Source organism: Bacillus sp. GbtcB14, from assembly GCF_019091205.1.
Lineage (GTDB): Bacteria > Bacillota > Bacilli > Bacillales > Bacillaceae_G > Bacillus_A > Bacillus_A cereus_AG.
The window spans coordinates 80,338-97,611 of record NZ_JAGXJT010000008.1 but is presented as its reverse complement, the minus strand read 5'-3'; the positions used below and the strand labels follow the sequence as shown (position 1 = coordinate 97,611).

The following is a 17,274-nucleotide window of genomic DNA, read 5'->3' as shown; positions in this document are numbered from 1 at the left end:
AAAATATGCTTGTTGAATATGTAATAAAAGCTAAAACTGTAGTAAATAGCATAAGTTGTGTACGTAAACCAAAGGAAAAAGTTTTCTTCTCCTTTTCCATTTCTCATTCCTCCTCATAAGTAATATACATACTATCTATATATTATTATCCATATTTTCCTTATAGAAAGATATATCGATTTTTATTTTTTTATTTACATATTCATTACATTACTTTTTCAGTATATAAATGAAAATAATGTATACTTTTATTTGGATGCCAATTATATATTCAACTAAATAATTTAAGGTTAGGTGATTCTATGTTAAAAATTTTAAATCGTTTAAACGTTATAAACAGATTGATATTATTAGTGGCAGTACCGATTCTTTCCATATTAGTTATTAGTGTTGTAAATTATATAAATTTACAACACATGCACAAACAAATTCAAACAGTATATGTGGATCGTCTACTACCCATTAAATGGCTAGGCTCTATTGAGAGCAGCATGTACCAAGAGTTTAGTTATGTAAAGGAACTCATTATTACTGAAGATGAAAATCGACGCACTACAATTTTAAATAAATTAAATGATACAAATAAAGAAACCGAAAAATTACAAGCCCAATACGAAAATACATACATAACAGGCAAAGAAAAAAAGCTCTTCAGCCAATTTAAAGAAAAACTAGAAAACTATAAAAAGCATCGGGTTCAAATGCTTGATCTCATTAAAGAGAATAAATTTAATCAAGCATATTCATTTTACCTAACTACAGTTGAACCTAATTTATCGGCTACAGTAGGTGCTTTAAAAAATCTTAGTGATTATAACGAAAAGTTAGCTGAAAGTGTGTACAACGACAGCGAGCACTCTTATAAAAAAGTGATCAGCGTAACAATTATTTTATTCATTGCATGTTTAGTTCTTTGCATTCTTATCTCCTTATTTACTGCTAAATCTATTATTAATCCAATCAATTCATTACGGAGCATAATGAATACAGCTGGAAAAGGAGATTTAACCGTTGCTGTACCAAAACAATATCATCATGAATTTGGTCATATGTTTAATAGTTTTGATCAAATGATATTAAATTTACAGCAAATTATTAATAATGTGATTCAAACAAGTGCAAAAGTAAAAGGCTCTACAAATCACATTGTTGAAACAGCAACTGTCTCCTCTTCTACTATGGATAACATTGCAAATACAATGAAACAGTTGTCTCACCATATTAATGATCAATCTGCAAATATTAAAGATAGTTCTACAGCAATGGATGAAATAGCAAATGGCGTGCAAAGCATAGCTGAATCTTCTACAACGATCTCAAACTTAGCTATCTCTACTTCTGATAAGGCGAATGTAGGAAGCGAAATCATTGAGAAATCTATTTCTCAAATGACAACTATCCATACTGTCATGGATGAAATATATAAAGTGGTAGATCAATTAGTTGTTCGTACACAAGATATCGATAAAGCATTACAAACTATTACTTACATTTCTGAACAAACAAATCTATTATCTTTAAACGCTGCAATTGAATCTGCTCGCGCCGGTGAACACGGGAAAGGATTTGCAGTCGTGTCCGAAGAGGTTCGTAAGCTTGCTGAACAATCCAAACAAGCCGCTACAGATATAACAAAACTAAACTTACTCGTACAAGATGATACAAAAGATGTAGTCAACGTTATGGGGAAAGGCCAACAAGAAATTCAAGAAGGCATTCATGCCGTTCAAAATGCAAAATTAGCATTCCATAATATTGTGAATCATATTAATGAAGTTACAGATCAAATACAAGATATTACAGCAAGTGCAGAAGAAATGTCAGCAAGCTCAGAAGAGATAAATAGCGCACTTATTAATATCTCTTCAATTTCACAAAATATAGTTTCTGAGACTAATTATACTTCCCAATCTTCACAAGCCCAATCGGTATCAGTACAGGATATTACAAATATGTCTCTTCAAATGCAAAAATTTGTTGAAGAATTAGAAGCGTTCGCAACTCAATTTAAAATTAAAAACTTGTAAGTATATAAAAAAATCACCTAATTTAGGTGGTTTTTCTATTTGAATTATACATTCAGATTTACTTATATATGAACTGTCCTTCGAAAAAAATAAAGGATTCTGACAATTTATGACTAATAACAGAAATAAGGGGCAACATTTGTAAAATATATTTTTGACTGGGGGTTTTGTATGATTCAGGTTCGAAATCTAGTAAAATCATTCGGCTCACTTGATGTTTTAAAAGGAATTGATTTAGAAGTAAAAGAAAAAGAAGTTGTTGTTTTAATTGGTGCCAGTGGTTCCGGTAAAAGTACATTACTTCGCTGTCTTAACTTTTTAGAAATGTACGATGAAGGTGAAATTCACTTACAAGGTGAACGAATTGATCCAAAGCATTCAAATTTAAACAAAGTCCGTGAAAATGTCGGTATGGTTTTTCAGCACTTTAACCTCTTTCCCCATATGACCTCACTAGAAAACATCATAGAAGCACCTATTCATGTAAAAAAATTAGAAACGGCAAATGCAAAGGAGATTGGAAATCAGCTTTTGCAAAAAGTCGGCCTACAAGATAAAGCAGATGTAACTCCACACCTCCTTTCAGGTGGTCAAAAACAGCGCATTGCCATAGCAAGAGCTCTTGCTATGAATCCTAAAATTATGCTATTTGATGAACCTACCTCAGCCTTAGACCCTGAACTTGTTGGAGAAGTATTGCAAGTTATGAAAGAACTTGCTGAAGATGGAATGACCATGGTTATTGTTACTCATGAAATGAATTTCGCGAGAGATGTAGCTGATCGCGTCATTTTTATGGATGATGGAAAGATTGTAGAGGACGCTCCGCCAGCGCAATTCTTTTCAGCCCCATCACATGAACGAGCAAAACAATTTTTACGCAACGTTTTATAAATGTAACTTCTGTTTCAAACGAAAAGAAATACATTCATACGGTGCACAACTAATCATCTAAATAAAATATCTCAATAACATACTTAAAACCATCCGTATGATCAATATATAGGAGGGGTTTTATGAAAAGAAAATTATTAACCATTGTTGCTAGTATTACATTATGTACATCCTTCATACTAGGAGCCTGTAGCAAGGAAAGTGCTACTACTTCTTCTAATGGTGAAAAAGAATTTCGTTATGCAATGAGTGGCTTATATAAACCTTTTAACTACAAAGAAAATGACGGAAAGCTTGCCGGTTTTGATGTAGAAATAGGTGAGGCACTTGCGAAAAAAATGAATATGAAACCCACTCCTATTACAAATCCGTGGGAAACGCTAATCCAAGGTCTCAAAGCGAAAAAATATGATGCAATATTGGGTAGTATGGCAATTACAGAAGAACGCTTAAAAGCTGTTAATTTCTCAAATCCTTATTACCGTTCTGGTGCCCAAATTTTTGTGGCTAAAAAGAATACATCAATCTCTTCTCCAGAAGATTTGAAAGGTAAGAAAATTGGTGTTGTAAAAGCTAGTACTTTTAAAGACCTTGTTGCAAAACACACAGATCAAATTACAGAATACGATAGCGATATTACTGCCCTTATGGACTTAGAGCCTGGACGTATTGACGCAGTAATCACAGATCAAATGGTTGGGTTACGCATGATCAAAGAAGGTAAATCGAATATAAAAGAAGCTGGAAAACCATTAAACCTTGATGAAATGGGAATTGCTATTCGTAAAGATGATAAGGAAATGGTTGAGAAAGTAAATAAAGCTTTAGATGAAATCATTAAAGATGGTACGTATGAAAAGATCAGTAAAAAATGGTTTGGGCGTAATATTCTTGGTGAAGAAGAAAAAACGAAGTAAATTAGCTAGTCAAATGTTTCATGAATTATGCCCCACTTTTTATCCCGCTATTTATGGGCAGTAAAACTCCCAATTAGTGTGGGTTAATAATTAGTGGGGTATTTCATTCCCTACCAAAATCCATACAATATGAGGTGACACATATGTTTGAAATTTTTATGTCTACTTATCCCACACTCTTAAAGGCTACTATTATAACATTACAATTAACACTAACATCCCTATTACTCGGTTCACTAATTGGATTACTATTCGCTTTTTTTCGAATCTCTAACAATAAAATTCTAAATAGTATTGCTCATGTATACATCGCTATTATTCGTGGTACACCTTTAATTGTTCAAATCGCCATTCTTTATTTCGGTATTACATCTATTATTGTTTTCACTCCTTTTTGGGCAGGAGCAATTGCTTTAGCAATCCATAACGGTGCATATATTACTGAAATTTTCCGTGGATCCATCCAATCTGTCGACCGTGGACAATTGGAAGCTGCTCGCTCTCTAGGTATGCCGTATCCTTTAGCGATGCGCCGTATCGTATTACCGCAAGCATTTCGTCAATCTCTTCCTCCTTTAGGAAATCAGTTTATTATTGGATTAAAGGACTCCTCCCTCGTTGCATATGTAGGATTGTCCGAATTATGGGGATCAGGTTTATCAATTGCTGCAAGTAACTTCCAACAATTAGAAACATACATAATCGTTGGTCTATATTACCTCGTACTTGTTCTTCTATTTACTTATTTTGTTAATCTTTTAGAGAAACGATTACAAAGAAAAGAAACAAATTCAGTTCAAGTTAGGGCAAAGAATAAAAAAGAAGTCTCTTTATAAGAAAAAGCAAGCCTAAGATGGCTTGCTTTTTTACTGCAACATATATCTATGTTTACTGATTTATTTTTTTAATACTCTCTTCTTCCTCTATATGATCCTCACGATATGAAATATTATGAGGATCTAGTCCATTCCCTAAAGATCCATAGAAATGCTCTCTATGCGGATCTACTAATTCACTTCCTTGATAATACACACGTGGTGTATTCCATAGCGCTGCCAAAGCTTTTGTCATTGGCATCTCATGATAGCGTTCCGGCCACATTTCTTTAATTTTCTCTTTTACTAACGGATAGTATTTAGAGCTCATAGCAGGGAACAAATGGTGTTCTGTATGATATGAGAAATTGAAATGTAAAACGTCTACCCAGCGCGGCACTGTTACTGATAAACAGTTTGCTAACGGATCATTTACTGGAACAATTGGATTTAAGCGGTGATTTGTTGCGATATATGCCATTACAATAAAGTTAGCAATTAACAACGGAATTACATATGCAAATAACCATTTTCCAGGTCCCATAATAAACAATAGACTAATCCAAACAGTCCAAGGCAAAAGAAGTTGAAGCCATACAGATTTTTGATTGGATGACTTAAATTCCTTTATAAAATGAAAGAACATTCGAGTCGAATGTAACGTAAATTGAATGGTTAGTGACAGAAAACTAAAGAATGAACGAACATGAAGAGGCATGCGATATACCCAGCTTAAAAACTTACTCTTTTTCAGTTTCTCAAGTGTCGGCCATGCATCTGGATCATTCTCTTCATGTTGTGTATGAACATGATGCGTTGCATTATGCCACTTTCTCCAAAGTTTAGGGCCTGTTGATAATGGCATAAATGCAATCGCGCCTAAAAAATCACGTAGCCATGCCTTTCTTACAACAGTTCCATGTAAAATTTCATGTCCTAAAAACCCAAGTGAAGCAAAACATAATCCAAGAACAATCGCAATTCCTAGATTCGCCCACACATTCAATTCAAATACACCAATCGATATTAACCCCGCCAATGCCACAAGCAAATAAGCCAGTCCACCAAATAAACGAGTAGGAACTGGTTTAAACGCTTTTTTCGGCAAATGTGGTGATACACGTGCTGCATACCACCCAAACGTATGAAGCTCCTTCATCCTTTTGCCCCTTTCTTATGCCGCGCCTTGCGCAACTTACATATATCAATTCTTGCTTCCAGATTGATTTTACTAGGTGATTCAAAAAGCATCTATTATAAGGAAAATATACTCACTCTATCGTCACTTATTTTTTCGCTTTTATTATCAATGAAAAACATTTCTCTTTTTACTCTCTATCAACCTTTCCACATGATGAATCATATCAATAGAATTTCTATATTGTCAACAACTTTTATGACCTAGTAATAAAAGTTGGTTATACTTTTATAATCATACTCTATTTCACTAAAGAAAAAACATAGATTTTATAAGGTTTCACCCATTATGCATATACGTACCTTGACATGCTATAGACTCTATCTTATTCAAGAATTCTCGGTGTAAATGACAAATACACTCACCTAAATCTAGCTTTACACAATCTCTACCTCTTCATACCGACAATATTTAATAATTATATTAAAATAACTTTATCTTTCTTTTAACAAAATAGACTCCTTCTAAAAAAGCACACATGAATTTCATATAATATGGAAATATTAAAAGGAAAATTGTTCTAAAATCAGGAGGTTTCCACAATGACAAGTGATACATTTCCACAACTACCACTATCTTATTGGATTGAATCTACTCAGTTTCCTACTTTCCCTCGTTTATCCGAAAATATAAAGACCAAAGTTGCTGTTATCGGTGCTGGTATTACAGGTATTACTACTGCCTATTTACTTGCAAAAGAAGGCATCGATGTTGTGTTAATTGATTCTGGTCTTATTTTAAATGGAACGACTGGGCATACAACAGCAAAGGTAACAGCGCAACATGATCTTATTTATGACGAATTAATAAATCATTTCGGTGTGGAAAAGGCCGGGCTTTACTATGAATCAAATAATCATGCTCTAAAATTTATTAATGAAACTGTGCAAACATATAAAATCGACTGTAATTTCTCAAATGAAGATTCATATTTATATACAACTACTGATAATGGATTAAGAAATTTATCGAAAGAATATGAAGCCTATCAAAAATTAAATATACCTTGTGACTATGTTCACTCTCTATCGATTCCGATTCCAGTGCAATCTGCACTTATCATGAAAAATCAAGCACAATTCCATCCCATCCTTTATTTGAAAACACTTCTAGAAAAGTTTGTGGAGATGGGCGGAAAAGTTTACGAACAAACAACAGCTATGGATGTGGAAAAAGGGGATTCTCCACAAGTCATTACAAAGGAGGGCCATCGCATCACTTGTAAATATGTTGTCTCTTGCTCGCATTTTCCTTTTTATGATGCAAATAGCTTTTTCTTTACGCGAATGTATGCTGAACGCTCTTATGCTCTTGCAATTAAAGCAAAAACAGATTATCCAGGTGGCATGTATTTAAGTATTGATGACCCAAAACGCTCCTTACGCTATACAACAAACAATGGGGAAAAATTAATTTTAATTGGCGGAGAAAGTCATAAAACAGGACAAGGAATAAATACAATGCTTCATTATGAAGCTCTGTATTCTTTTGCGGAAGCAACATTTGGAATAGATGAAGTTCCCTATAGATGGTCAGCACAAGATTTAATTACGCTAGATAAGCTTCCTTATATTGGACATATTAACGAAAGAAATCCAAATATATTTGTTGCAACTGGATATCGTAAATGGGGAATGACAACTGGAACTGCTGCCGCTCATTTACTGAAGGACTCCATTCTAAAAGTCCACAGTCCATATAAAGAACTGTATGCACCATCACGCTTCCATGCAAATCCAGATATAAAAACGTTCCTCTCTCAGAACATTGATGTTGCGAAACATTTAATTGAAGGAAAGATGGAAACCGCATTACGCCAACCAGAAGACCTCGAAGTTGGTGAAGGATCTGTCGTGCATGTTAACGGGAAACGAGCAGGTGCTTATAAGGACAAAGATGGAAAATTACATATTGTCGATACAACTTGTACACATCTCGGCTGCGAAGTTGAATGGAATAATGGCGATTGTACTTGGGACTGCCCTTGCCACGGTTCCCGCTTTTCAATTGAGGGAGATGTTCTGGAAGGTCCAGCAGATCAACCGTTAAAACGAGTTCATAATGAGTAAACAAATAAAGAAGTTCAACAGGAATCCTGTTGAACTTCTTTATTTGTTATAAAACCTTTTCAGATAAACTTCGACATAAGAAGGGAAATATTAACATCAAATGAAATAATATATTTATCTATAAATAAAAGGAGGGAATACTATGCAACCTTCAGCTCCACCTCATCTAGAATCTACAGAAACTATCTTTTCAAGCTCTATTACAAAACTTGTTGTTTTTATTTGTTGGCTAGCCATTCTAGCTGATGGATATGATTTAGGTATTTACGGTGCCGTTCTGCCAAAGCTCCTAGAAGACAAAAGTTGGGCACTTTCACCAGCACACGCTGGTACAATTGCTAGCTATGCTTTATTCGGGATGTTTATTGGCGCTATTCTAGTTGGAACCATTACAGATCTAATTGGACGAAAATGGACGCTTATATGCTGTTTAGCACTTTTTTCTATCACAATGGGTCTTGCTGCACTTGCTCCTTCCCCTGAATTATTTGGTTTATCTCGATTTATCGGAGGAATCGGATTAGGCGGTGTTATTCCAACAGCTTCAGCACTTACTGTTGAATATTCACCCAAAAAGCGACAATCTTTTATTTATGCTCTTATGTTTACTGGCTATCCTTTAGGTATCGTGTTAGGTGCTATTTTGTCTATGTTTATGTTAGAAGATTTCGGATGGAGAATTATGTTTGGCATCGGAATGGTTCCGCTACTCCTCATTCCTTTCATCATTCGTTATTTACCTGAATCCATTCAATTTTTATTATCACGTAATCGCCAAGACGAAGTGGACCAAATTCTTAATCGTTTTCAAATTGAATTTAATGCAAAAGAGGAAACTCATCAAGCCCCCTCTAATATACGAAAGAAAAATGGGTTTCTTACGTTATTCTCAAAAGAATACATAAAAGCAACACTGCTTTTTTGGATCACTTATATAATGGGAATGTTTTTAATATACGGTTTAAATACTTGGTTACCTCAAATGATGCGCCAAGCAGGATACCCTCTTGGATCTAGTTTATCATTTTTACTTATGCTAAATATTACTGCCGCTGTCGGGGCATTATTTGCTGGAGCAATCGCAGATCGTATAGGAGCTAAAATTGTTATTAGCATCTCCTATCTTATGGCAGCTATATGTATTGGACTATTAACAATTAAACCATCTGTTACAATCATTTATCTTTTAATCGGTCTTGCTGGAATTGGATCTGTCGGTATTACTCAAATATTAAATGCATATGTAACACAATATTTCCCATCCCATATCCGAGCTACTTCCTTAGGCTGGGGACTTGGACTCGGCCGAGTTGGTGCAATTGCTGGCCCTATTCTTGTCGGTATCATTATGACAATGCAATATGACTTAGCATGGAATTTTTACTTATTCTCATTCGCAGGTCTTCTCGCAGCTATATCTGTTTTCTTTATTCCTACAAAATGAAAAAGAGCACAAACTCACTTGTGCTCTTTTTCATTTACTGCAAACAACATATCTCGAAACAATGTATTTAAACTCTCAATATCGATTCCTGATCCCTTTTCAATTCCTTTTACATATTGCTGATAGTAATGAATTTGATCTTCTAAAAATTGATTCAACACCTCAATTTTCAATCCAATATCTAATTCAGTACCTGCCTTTTTCTTTATTAACAACTGTTCAATTTCAGCTAATACACTACGTTCTAATGATAATTCTGTAATCAATCGATCGAATTCTACAGGAGGCAGAGTTGTTTTCTCCTCTAACCACTTACAAGCTAAAATAGGACGTAATACATAAAAGTACTTTTTCAATTTTACATTCTCACCTTGCAAAAATTCACGATAATTTTTTGAAGCCATATGTAAGTAATGATATATCGTTGCTTTTGGATCAAAATGCTTTTCACTCATTTGCTGAAGCTGTTCTGGAAAATTAGAGTTTTTCGAATAAAAAATCGGTGATCGAATCCATTCAAGTAAAGCTGGGTTTGACTTTGCGAATAGTTGTAACGCTTTTTTAATATCCCAGCCGCTTATATCTAAATCATCACTAATCGGATACTCAATTACATCTCGTTTATCATGAATTGATAAATACCATTCTACCGGATGCATATAAACGAATCTAACATCATAATCACTATCTTTCGATGGAAAGCCCCAAGCACGACTCCCTGATTCCACTGCAAATAAAATTTTCACTTCATTCTCTTTTTCAATTCTTTCTAACTCCAACCTAATTTTCTCTCTCATTTCATACCCTCTCCATCTTTTGATTATTTCCTTGGAAATTCGACAAATATACCACTAAGTTTACTACATACTAAAATAGCTGTCAGAAAACTCCCGACAGCCTACCAAAAAAACTTATTTTTTACTTGTTCTTTTCTGTTACACTAACCGCAATTCGTTCAAACTCTTTTTGAATCTCCTCTTTATATGCGTCTACTCTTGAAAAATCCATAGCAGCAATATAAATTCGTTCTAATTTATCACGAACTGATTTCGCTTTCGCTAAGAAAGACATCGCCTCATTCATTTTTGCTTTATATTGAACCGACACGTCGCGAATTTCTGTCGCATACTTCTCATCTGTCCCTGGTGTCACGATAAGGGCATACATATCTATAATCTCATCACCTTCGCGGCTCGGAAAATATTCATGTGGTGCGGTGCTATCAAAAATTGCAAAACCTAATTCTCTTACAATCACCATATCAAGACTATTCGGATCAAATCCACAATGATATACTTCAACTTCGAATCCTTTTTCTTCTGCTGCCTTAGCTAATTTTTTGAGCATTGTTGATTTCCCAGAGCCTGGGCGTCCTTTTATAAAATAACGATGTGGTAATCCTTCTGTTAAATTAGGAACAAAATCAACTGCTCCTTTCGGTGTAGCTGCTCCTAAAAAACGATGTTTCACAAGCGATTGTTTCCCGCCTTTATCTGTAAATAACTTCTGAATCAACTGATCGGTTAGTTCATTTGCTTTATTAAAATCAATATTATTAATATATATTTTCTCCCACTCATCATGTATAATTAGCGCCTCGTTAAAACAAGCGTAAGCAGTTTGAAAAGCTTTACTTGCTTCTGAAACAAATCGTTCAATTTCCACCTTCTGCTTTCTTAATTTATCTGAGTCCCAAGCAACCCCTAAATTAATATACTCCTCGACAACTCCTGGCATTTTCGGTTCAATAACATGCGGAGATGTTCCATCAACAATTCCTACTTTTAACTTCGGAATAATTACACCATCAACCGATTTATTATCGGAAGAACAATGTAAAAATTCAATATCATATCCTTTTTCAACCCATTCACGACCTATTGCCTTAATTAAAGAAGATTTCCCCGTTCCAGGGCCACCCTTTAAAATAAATAATCTGTCTAACCCTTTTAAATTCTCATCGTATAAATTATGAAATCCTCTAGCTGTATTTCCACCAGCATAATAATTCAATACAGTCCCTGTCACTGCACTCACTCCTTCGCAGCATTCTATTTACATAAGCTACAATATGCGAGCAACTTTATTTGGGTGAATACCTATTTTGTATTGCACGAAAAAAGGAAATGAATTACAATTTAAATACAACGAATATTCAGAATCAAAAAACTTAATATGTCTTTATCAAGAGAGGCAGAGGGACCGGCCCTTTGACGCCCAGCAACCTCAGTTTATACAAACTGAATAGGTGCTAATTCCTGCAAAATGCATTGCATTTTGAAAGATAAAACGTAACTATTGTGTGCAAAACTCATCTTTCTTGATTATGAAAGGTGAGTTTTTTTATTTCAAAACATATATTGGAGGTATTTAAAGTGAAAGTAATTGACCTATCACAAACATTTGAAAACAACATGTCCCAATTCCCTGGAACACCAAAAATCAATTTAGGAGCCATTACAAGCGTTGAAGAGGCAGGCTATCAAGTTACAGATTTTCATTCTGTTGTTCATGTTGGCACACATTGTGATGCTCCTGCTCATTTCATTTCAGGTGCAACGACTATTGATCAATTACCCCTAAATCAATTTGTAGGCGACGCTGTTCTTATTGATGTAACTCATGTAAAAGAACGAAAACTACCTAAAGAAGTATTACACAACGCTGACATAAAAGAAGGCGATATTGTCATTTTCCATTCCAATCTATCTACTAAATGGAATACAGAAGCATATGAGAAAGAAGCTTTTTATCTTTCTGAAGAATTAGCTGAAGAACTAGTTCAATTAAAAGTAAAATCTGTCGGTTTAGATTTCATCTCTCCTGATGAGGTAACAACAGAAACATCACCGATTCATCACATACTACTTGGGAATAATATTTATTTAATCGAAAACTTAACAAACTTAGATGCCATTAATACGAAACGTTTCTTTTTCTCAGCGGCACCTTTAAAAATTAAAGATAGCGACGGTGCTTTTGCAAGGGCATTCGCTGTAATTTTTTAAACAAACTATACAAAAAAGCAAAGATCATTATTGACCTTTGCTTCTATTTTTTCTATTTAAACTAAGAAAGAATTGCTCAACACGAGGACGTAACCAAGCTAAATAATCTTTCTCTTTCTTCTTTGTACATGCTATTTCTTCCCCATCTACCATTTCGACAAGCTCTAGCTCTAACAATTGCCTCGTAAATGCTAACATATTTATTTCTTCGGCCGGATACTCTTCTTTTAATTTCTCCTCAATTTCCCCCAATGAAAAACCGTCACGCATCATTGCCAATGCATCAATCCAAAGTGGCGGCATTTCATATTTTTCTCCTGTAATTGTATCTTTTACAATATAATTATTTTGCTCTTTTCGAAATTGAATCGTGTGTAAACGTACAGTCGAATTTAATGTTAATTCCATCATACCACCTCTTTCATCATATCTGCATAGAAAAAAGGATGCGTGTGCACCCCTACTACCGAACCGTAACATGAATAATAAATCTCATGTCGATATTTTCCTCCATTATAAACGAAGTGTTTTATAAAAAAAACCCTTCTTGAAACATTTTATAAAATGTTTATATTTACGCAACAAGAACACTTTTCTGAAAAATATTTTCTCTAGCACATGATACTGTTGGTAAAAAAATCTCCACTTTCGTTCCTATTCCCATATTACTTTGAATTGCGATACTTCCTTGATGTTCCTTAATAATTTTATATGTAATCATTAATCCAAGTCCCGTACCATTCTCCTTTGTTGTGTAAAAAACCTTTCCAATCTTCTCTAACTTCTCCTTCTCTATACCAAAGCCTTGGTCTTCAACAGAAATACATAAATGCCCTTCAGTTTTTTGATATGTACGGATATGAATATCTCCACCTTCTGGCATTGATTCTATTCCGTTTTTAATAATATTTAATAACACTTGTTTTAATTGTTTATCATCACTATTTATAACCGGTAGATTCCCATCTACTTGCAAATGAAATCTCACTCTATATTGCGCTGCATAACTTTCCATTAGCTGTACAACATATAAAAGGATTTCCTGTATATTACACCATTCATAATTCGTTGGTTTCGGTTTTCCTAACAAATCCGTTAATTTTTTTAAATACTTTTAAAGCTTCTCTTTTCTTATAAATTAAGTTTTTAAATTTGTTCATATAAATGCTCCTCATGATCCATACAAAAACTCTACATATTATCTCATTAAATTATAAGTATGAAATTACTTTCAGAACAATATGTAACCTTATAACGCGAAAAGGAAGGAAATTTCCCCCTCCCTTTTCGTCACAACTTATATCCATCTTACCCGATCATGTAGCAATCCATCCGTAAAATCATTTTCCCCCACTACAAAATCCTTCATATATAAATTTAAATATTCTCCGTACTTACTTTCTGTATTTAATAATAATTCCTCTACATAATAGGCACCTTGTTTAAAGTTATCGAACAGTAAACTACACAAGCCAGCATAAATTCCACATCCTACTTGGAAGTAAGTCGCATTCGTTTTATATTTATGAAAAACTTGGCTACTATTCATCACATTATACATATATGTCTCGCTATTTTCATAAACGAGTAATACACCGACTAGATCCTCGCCCACAATCTCTTCTTCGGCTGGATTAAATACTTTACGATTCCAGTTCCATAGTTCTTCTACCTTATCTAAATTCTGTCTAATTATATTTGTTGTATACTCGTTAATTCGGTAAAGAAACCCAACTTCCATATTAAAGTTTTTCCCTAAAATTAAAACTTCCTCATGTGGCATTAAACAACCATAAAACTCTTTCTCTCCCAACTTTACTTTATACTCTGAAGCATATACATCTTCATAAAAGTAAAGAGGACGATGATGACTCATATACATCGGATAACTCCATATCGCTTCATCTAGAAATCGCTCTACTGCCCATGAAGCATAAAGTGTATCAGGCTTTATAAGTGCTGTATCATTCAAAAATGACGTATCATGTTCTACTATATAGCATGCTCTTGGCTTTTCATTCGGGCGTTCCTTCATAAGTTCAACAACCATCCATTGAACAACACCTGGATTCATACCTGAGCCTATAATTGCTTTTGTATTTGTAAATTTCTCTTTTTCCTTCTCAAATCTCGTATATCTTTCCGTAAGCTGAAAACCGATTAAACTATCGTCCTGATCTACTGCCTCATTTTCCAAAGCTGAATTAATATAACAAATTCCAAGTTCATTACAACAGCTTAATACTCTGATCGTATCTGCCCCCGAAACATCAATAACAACACTCGTGCTTTTTTCTTTCAAATGTTGTTTGAATTTCACTACATCTTGAAGATCAATTTCATATAAAAACAATTGATCTTTCAAATTTGGAAACAACTCATCGTAATAAGTCCTATCTTTTTGTTTTATATCAACCAAATGAAATTGAACATTCTTTATCGTTTCATAAATCAGGTCTTTTTCATTTACTATCGCTTGATTTAAAATTGCTAAAACTGCTTTTGCTGCTCCACCAGCACTACCAAGTAATGTAATCGATAACGAATTTGAAAACTGTTCCACCAACAAAACCCCTTTAATATAGTAGTTGAACAGTTCTCCCTCCAAAAAATAAATTGAATATATCAAAAGATAGCTCGTACATATTTTTTATCCCGCTATTTGCTGGGCAGTAAGACCCAAAACTCAAAATCCAGCGAAAGCAAAAAAGTTAGGCAAAGGATCAACTGCCCGTAAAAACCCTATCGGTGAGAGATGCCCCCCACTGATTAAAGTTTCATTTTATAATTTTGCACAAGATTAGCTCTTCATAGATACAACTAACACAATTATATTCAATTCATTTTTCCCCTCACATCCAAATCAAACTAAATAAATAGGCTCGACCTTTTCTTTTGCATATATAAAAGAAAAAGCCAGCCTTTCAACTAGTCTACTCTACGGACAATGGACAGATTTTACATGTTGAATATTTACATACATTTTTGCATCACGTGCTTTTAATATTTCAATATGCCCCTCATCAATCTTCGCCATCTTTCCGATTTTATTAGATTCCTCACCTAAATCGAACACCATAATTTTGCCAGCCATTTTAATAAGCTGTTCTTCAAACGTTCTAGCTAACGTAATATTTAGCGGATTCACGGGGAGTTCATTTTTATTGAGGGCATAAGGAACTTGATTTTCTTTATACGGAATTAACCATTTTAAATGTTTTAAAGATATATATACTGTTTTATAAACTGGACTATAAAAAACAATATAATCGTTCATTACACTTGTAACATAACCATGTATTGGAGCATTTCCTGCTACATAAACTTCTGTAAAAATTCCTTTAGAAGTACTTAATACTTTTCTCAAAGAAATGGAAGGTGATTCTCTCTTAATTACAGAATCAACATCTGGTTTTGATATTTCTTCATCATATGGTCTTAAAAATTTATAATATTGTACATGGTATAAAGATATATATACGTAGTCTTGTCCATTGTAAAGAACAACAATATCATTCCCTACGTCTATTAATACACCTTTAAACCTTTTTTCACCGATTAATTTAATATATATATTTTCTCCAATACTTTTGTTTAACTCATTCATCTATATCCTCCTTCCTATGAATTTCAACTTTACTCTCTTCCATTTTAAAAAAATAATCAGGGCAATGTTCTGTCTTAATAGTAAGTAATTCCTTTTCATACTATCGAAATAAGAAATTGTTCTTCTCTTTCCCTCATAATGCCCCTCTTATTTATTAAACATTATTCATCTTCATTCTTTTTACATTTCACTACTTGACTCACACTCTTAATATGATAATTAATGATATAAATGACTTCATCACCGTTTACTAGCGTAATACATTCTTCATGCACTTCACTTAATAAACCTTCCACACACTCTGGGCCGCCACGATTAATCTTTACCCACTTATACTTCAAGTCACGTAATACATCGACAAAAGTATCATCATCAGAGCAGAAACATGAAACATAGCAATCGCCACATTTACTTTCTTTCACTTTCTTAACTAGACTCTTCACGTGCTTCAATTGGTAATATACTAATTCACCAAGAGGAAGTTGTAATGTGAGGTAATCTCTTCCTAACGATACAAGTACCCCCACTCGACTCTCTGGTCCACGCAGATTTACTTTCACAGTCTCACCGACTAAGCACTTAATTTGCTCACAACATAATACACTCTCCAAATTTATATCCTCCTTTCTTATTATCTTCCTCTACTTGATTGTCTTTGTGCGCGATCTCGACCTGAACAAGTGCTTTCACTATTACTTTCTTCGCTCTCTCCGCACTCTACTGTGACACTCTTAATATGGGATACTGCAACTAATATAACTTCTTCTTTTACAATTAATGTCACGAATTCACAAGAAACATCTTGTAAAATACCTTCAACTTTCTCTGGACCACCACGATTAATTTTCACCCAGCGATATTTGAAGCTTTGAAGTAGCTTTTCAAAGTCATCTTCACATTCACATTCAAACCATCCGCAATCATCTGCTTTACAATCTTTCGCATTTTTTGTAACACTTTTCAGATGACGAATCTGATAGTAATAGAGCTCTCCTTTTTCATTCTTCAATACAAAGTAATCTGAACATACTGCGACTATTGTCCCTTTTTGAGATTCTGGACCACCCCTGTTTACTCTTACAAAAGATCCAATTAAATCTTTCAGAAAATCACAATGAAATAAACTCACGAGAAAACCCCTTCCATTAATTTATAAGCTTTTGCACTGATAGTATATGTATCTGTACAGGTTACGTTCTCTATGTTTGTCCTAGCTAGAAAAAAATATGCTTTTAACATGGTAGACTATTACCTATCAAACTCCCGAAAAACCCTAAATTCCCCTTAAAGTTTTG

15 protein-coding genes, 1 pseudogene and 1 riboswitch are annotated in these 17,274 nt (G+C 34.0%); of the genes and pseudogenes, 7 read left to right on the top strand and 9 right to left on the bottom strand.

What is annotated here, in order from left to right; all coding sequences use genetic code 11:
* The first annotated feature begins 302 nt into the window (after positions 1-302).
* The 4 genes from KVT31_RS21900 (at position 303) to KVT31_RS21885 (ending at position 4,674) form a co-directional block, all read left to right on the top strand.
* On the top strand, positions 303-2,027 hold the full coding sequence (locus KVT31_RS21900; protein WP_088094976.1) for a methyl-accepting chemotaxis protein: 1,725 nt from the start codon (positions 303-305) through the stop codon (positions 2,025-2,027).
* A 171-nt stretch (positions 2,028-2,198) separates the two neighbouring features.
* The gene (locus KVT31_RS21895) at positions 2,199-2,921 is read left to right on the top strand and encodes an amino acid ABC transporter ATP-binding protein (RefSeq protein WP_088094975.1); all 723 of its coding nucleotides are present in this window, start codon (positions 2,199-2,201) and stop codon (positions 2,919-2,921) included.
* A gap of 122 nt (positions 2,922-3,043) precedes the next feature.
* Complete coding sequence (locus KVT31_RS21890) at positions 3,044-3,838, top strand: ABC transporter substrate-binding protein (protein WP_088094974.1); 795 nt, start codon at positions 3,044-3,046, stop codon at positions 3,836-3,838.
* A 143-nt stretch (positions 3,839-3,981) separates the two neighbouring features.
* Complete coding sequence (locus tag KVT31_RS21885; protein WP_088094973.1) at positions 3,982-4,674, top strand: amino acid ABC transporter permease; 693 nt, start codon at positions 3,982-3,984, stop codon at positions 4,672-4,674.
* Positions 4,675-4,726: 52 nt separating this feature from the next.
* On the opposite strand, the gene desB is transcribed toward KVT31_RS21885, so the two are convergent.
* Positions 4,727-5,812 carry a Delta(10) desaturase DesB gene (gene desB / locus KVT31_RS21880; protein ID WP_000661222.1) on the bottom strand — a complete coding sequence of 362 codons (1,086 nt, stop codon included), beginning with the start codon at positions 5,810-5,812 and terminating at the stop codon, positions 4,727-4,729.
* 581 nt (positions 5,813-6,393) lie between these two features.
* On the opposite strand from desB, the gene KVT31_RS21875 reads away from it, so the two are divergent.
* Together KVT31_RS21875 and KVT31_RS21870 are read left to right on the top strand one after the other, a co-directional pair.
* Positions 6,394-7,920 (top strand): FAD-dependent oxidoreductase, encoded by a 1,527-nt coding sequence (locus KVT31_RS21875; RefSeq protein ID WP_088094972.1) that lies wholly within the window; start codon positions 6,394-6,396, stop codon positions 7,918-7,920.
* 142 nt (positions 7,921-8,062) lie between these two features.
* Entirely contained in the window at positions 8,063-9,364 is a 1,302-nt protein-coding gene (locus KVT31_RS21870; RefSeq protein WP_088094971.1) for an MFS transporter, read from the top strand.
* Between the two features lie 14 nt (positions 9,365-9,378).
* On the opposite strand, the gene KVT31_RS21865 is transcribed toward KVT31_RS21870, so the two are convergent.
* Positions 9,379-10,161: a nucleotidyltransferase domain-containing protein gene (locus KVT31_RS21865; protein WP_088094970.1), complete on the bottom strand. Its 783-nt coding sequence runs from the start codon at positions 10,159-10,161 to the stop codon at positions 9,379-9,381.
* 121 nt (positions 10,162-10,282) lie between these two features.
* Complete coding sequence (locus KVT31_RS21860) at positions 10,283-11,392, bottom strand: PRK06851 family protein (RefSeq protein ID WP_088094969.1); 1,110 nt, start codon at positions 11,390-11,392, stop codon at positions 10,283-10,285.
* A gap of 150 nt (positions 11,393-11,542) precedes the next feature.
* Positions 11,543-11,655: riboswitch (SAM riboswitch) on the top strand.
* A gap of 84 nt (positions 11,656-11,739) precedes the next feature.
* On the opposite strand from KVT31_RS21860, the gene KVT31_RS21855 reads away from it, so the two are divergent.
* Positions 11,740-12,372, top strand: coding sequence for a cyclase family protein (locus KVT31_RS21855; RefSeq protein WP_088094968.1), 633 nt, complete (start codon positions 11,740-11,742; stop codon positions 12,370-12,372).
* 27 nt (positions 12,373-12,399) lie between these two features.
* Here the strand turns inward: KVT31_RS21855 and KVT31_RS21850 are convergent, their stop codons facing one another.
* From KVT31_RS21850 to KVT31_RS21825, 6 genes and pseudogenes are all read right to left on the bottom strand, one after another.
* Entirely contained in the window at positions 12,400-12,780 is a 381-nt protein-coding gene (locus KVT31_RS21850; RefSeq protein WP_088094967.1) for a hypothetical protein, read from the bottom strand.
* Between the two features lie 166 nt (positions 12,781-12,946).
* A pseudogene (locus KVT31_RS21845) lies at positions 12,947-13,462 on the bottom strand (ATP-binding protein); the annotation flags it as partial.
* 207 nt (positions 13,463-13,669) lie between these two features.
* Complete coding sequence (locus KVT31_RS21840; RefSeq protein WP_088094966.1) at positions 13,670-14,935, bottom strand: S-adenosylmethionine decarboxylase related protein; 1,266 nt, start codon at positions 14,933-14,935, stop codon at positions 13,670-13,672.
* A 375-nt stretch (positions 14,936-15,310) separates the two neighbouring features.
* A complete protein-coding gene (locus tag KVT31_RS21835) occupies positions 15,311-15,979 on the bottom strand; it encodes an LSm family protein (protein ID WP_088094965.1) in 669 nt (222 codons plus the stop codon).
* A 161-nt stretch (positions 15,980-16,140) separates the two neighbouring features.
* Positions 16,141-16,590 carry a spore coat protein gene (locus tag KVT31_RS21830; protein ID WP_088094964.1) on the bottom strand — a complete coding sequence of 150 codons (450 nt, stop codon included), beginning with the start codon at positions 16,588-16,590 and terminating at the stop codon, positions 16,141-16,143.
* A 20-nt stretch (positions 16,591-16,610) separates the two neighbouring features.
* Positions 16,611-17,108, bottom strand: a complete 498-nt coding sequence (locus KVT31_RS21825) for a spore coat protein (RefSeq protein WP_088094963.1) — start codon at positions 17,106-17,108, stop codon at positions 16,611-16,613.
* Positions 17,109-17,274: the final 166 nt, after the last annotated feature.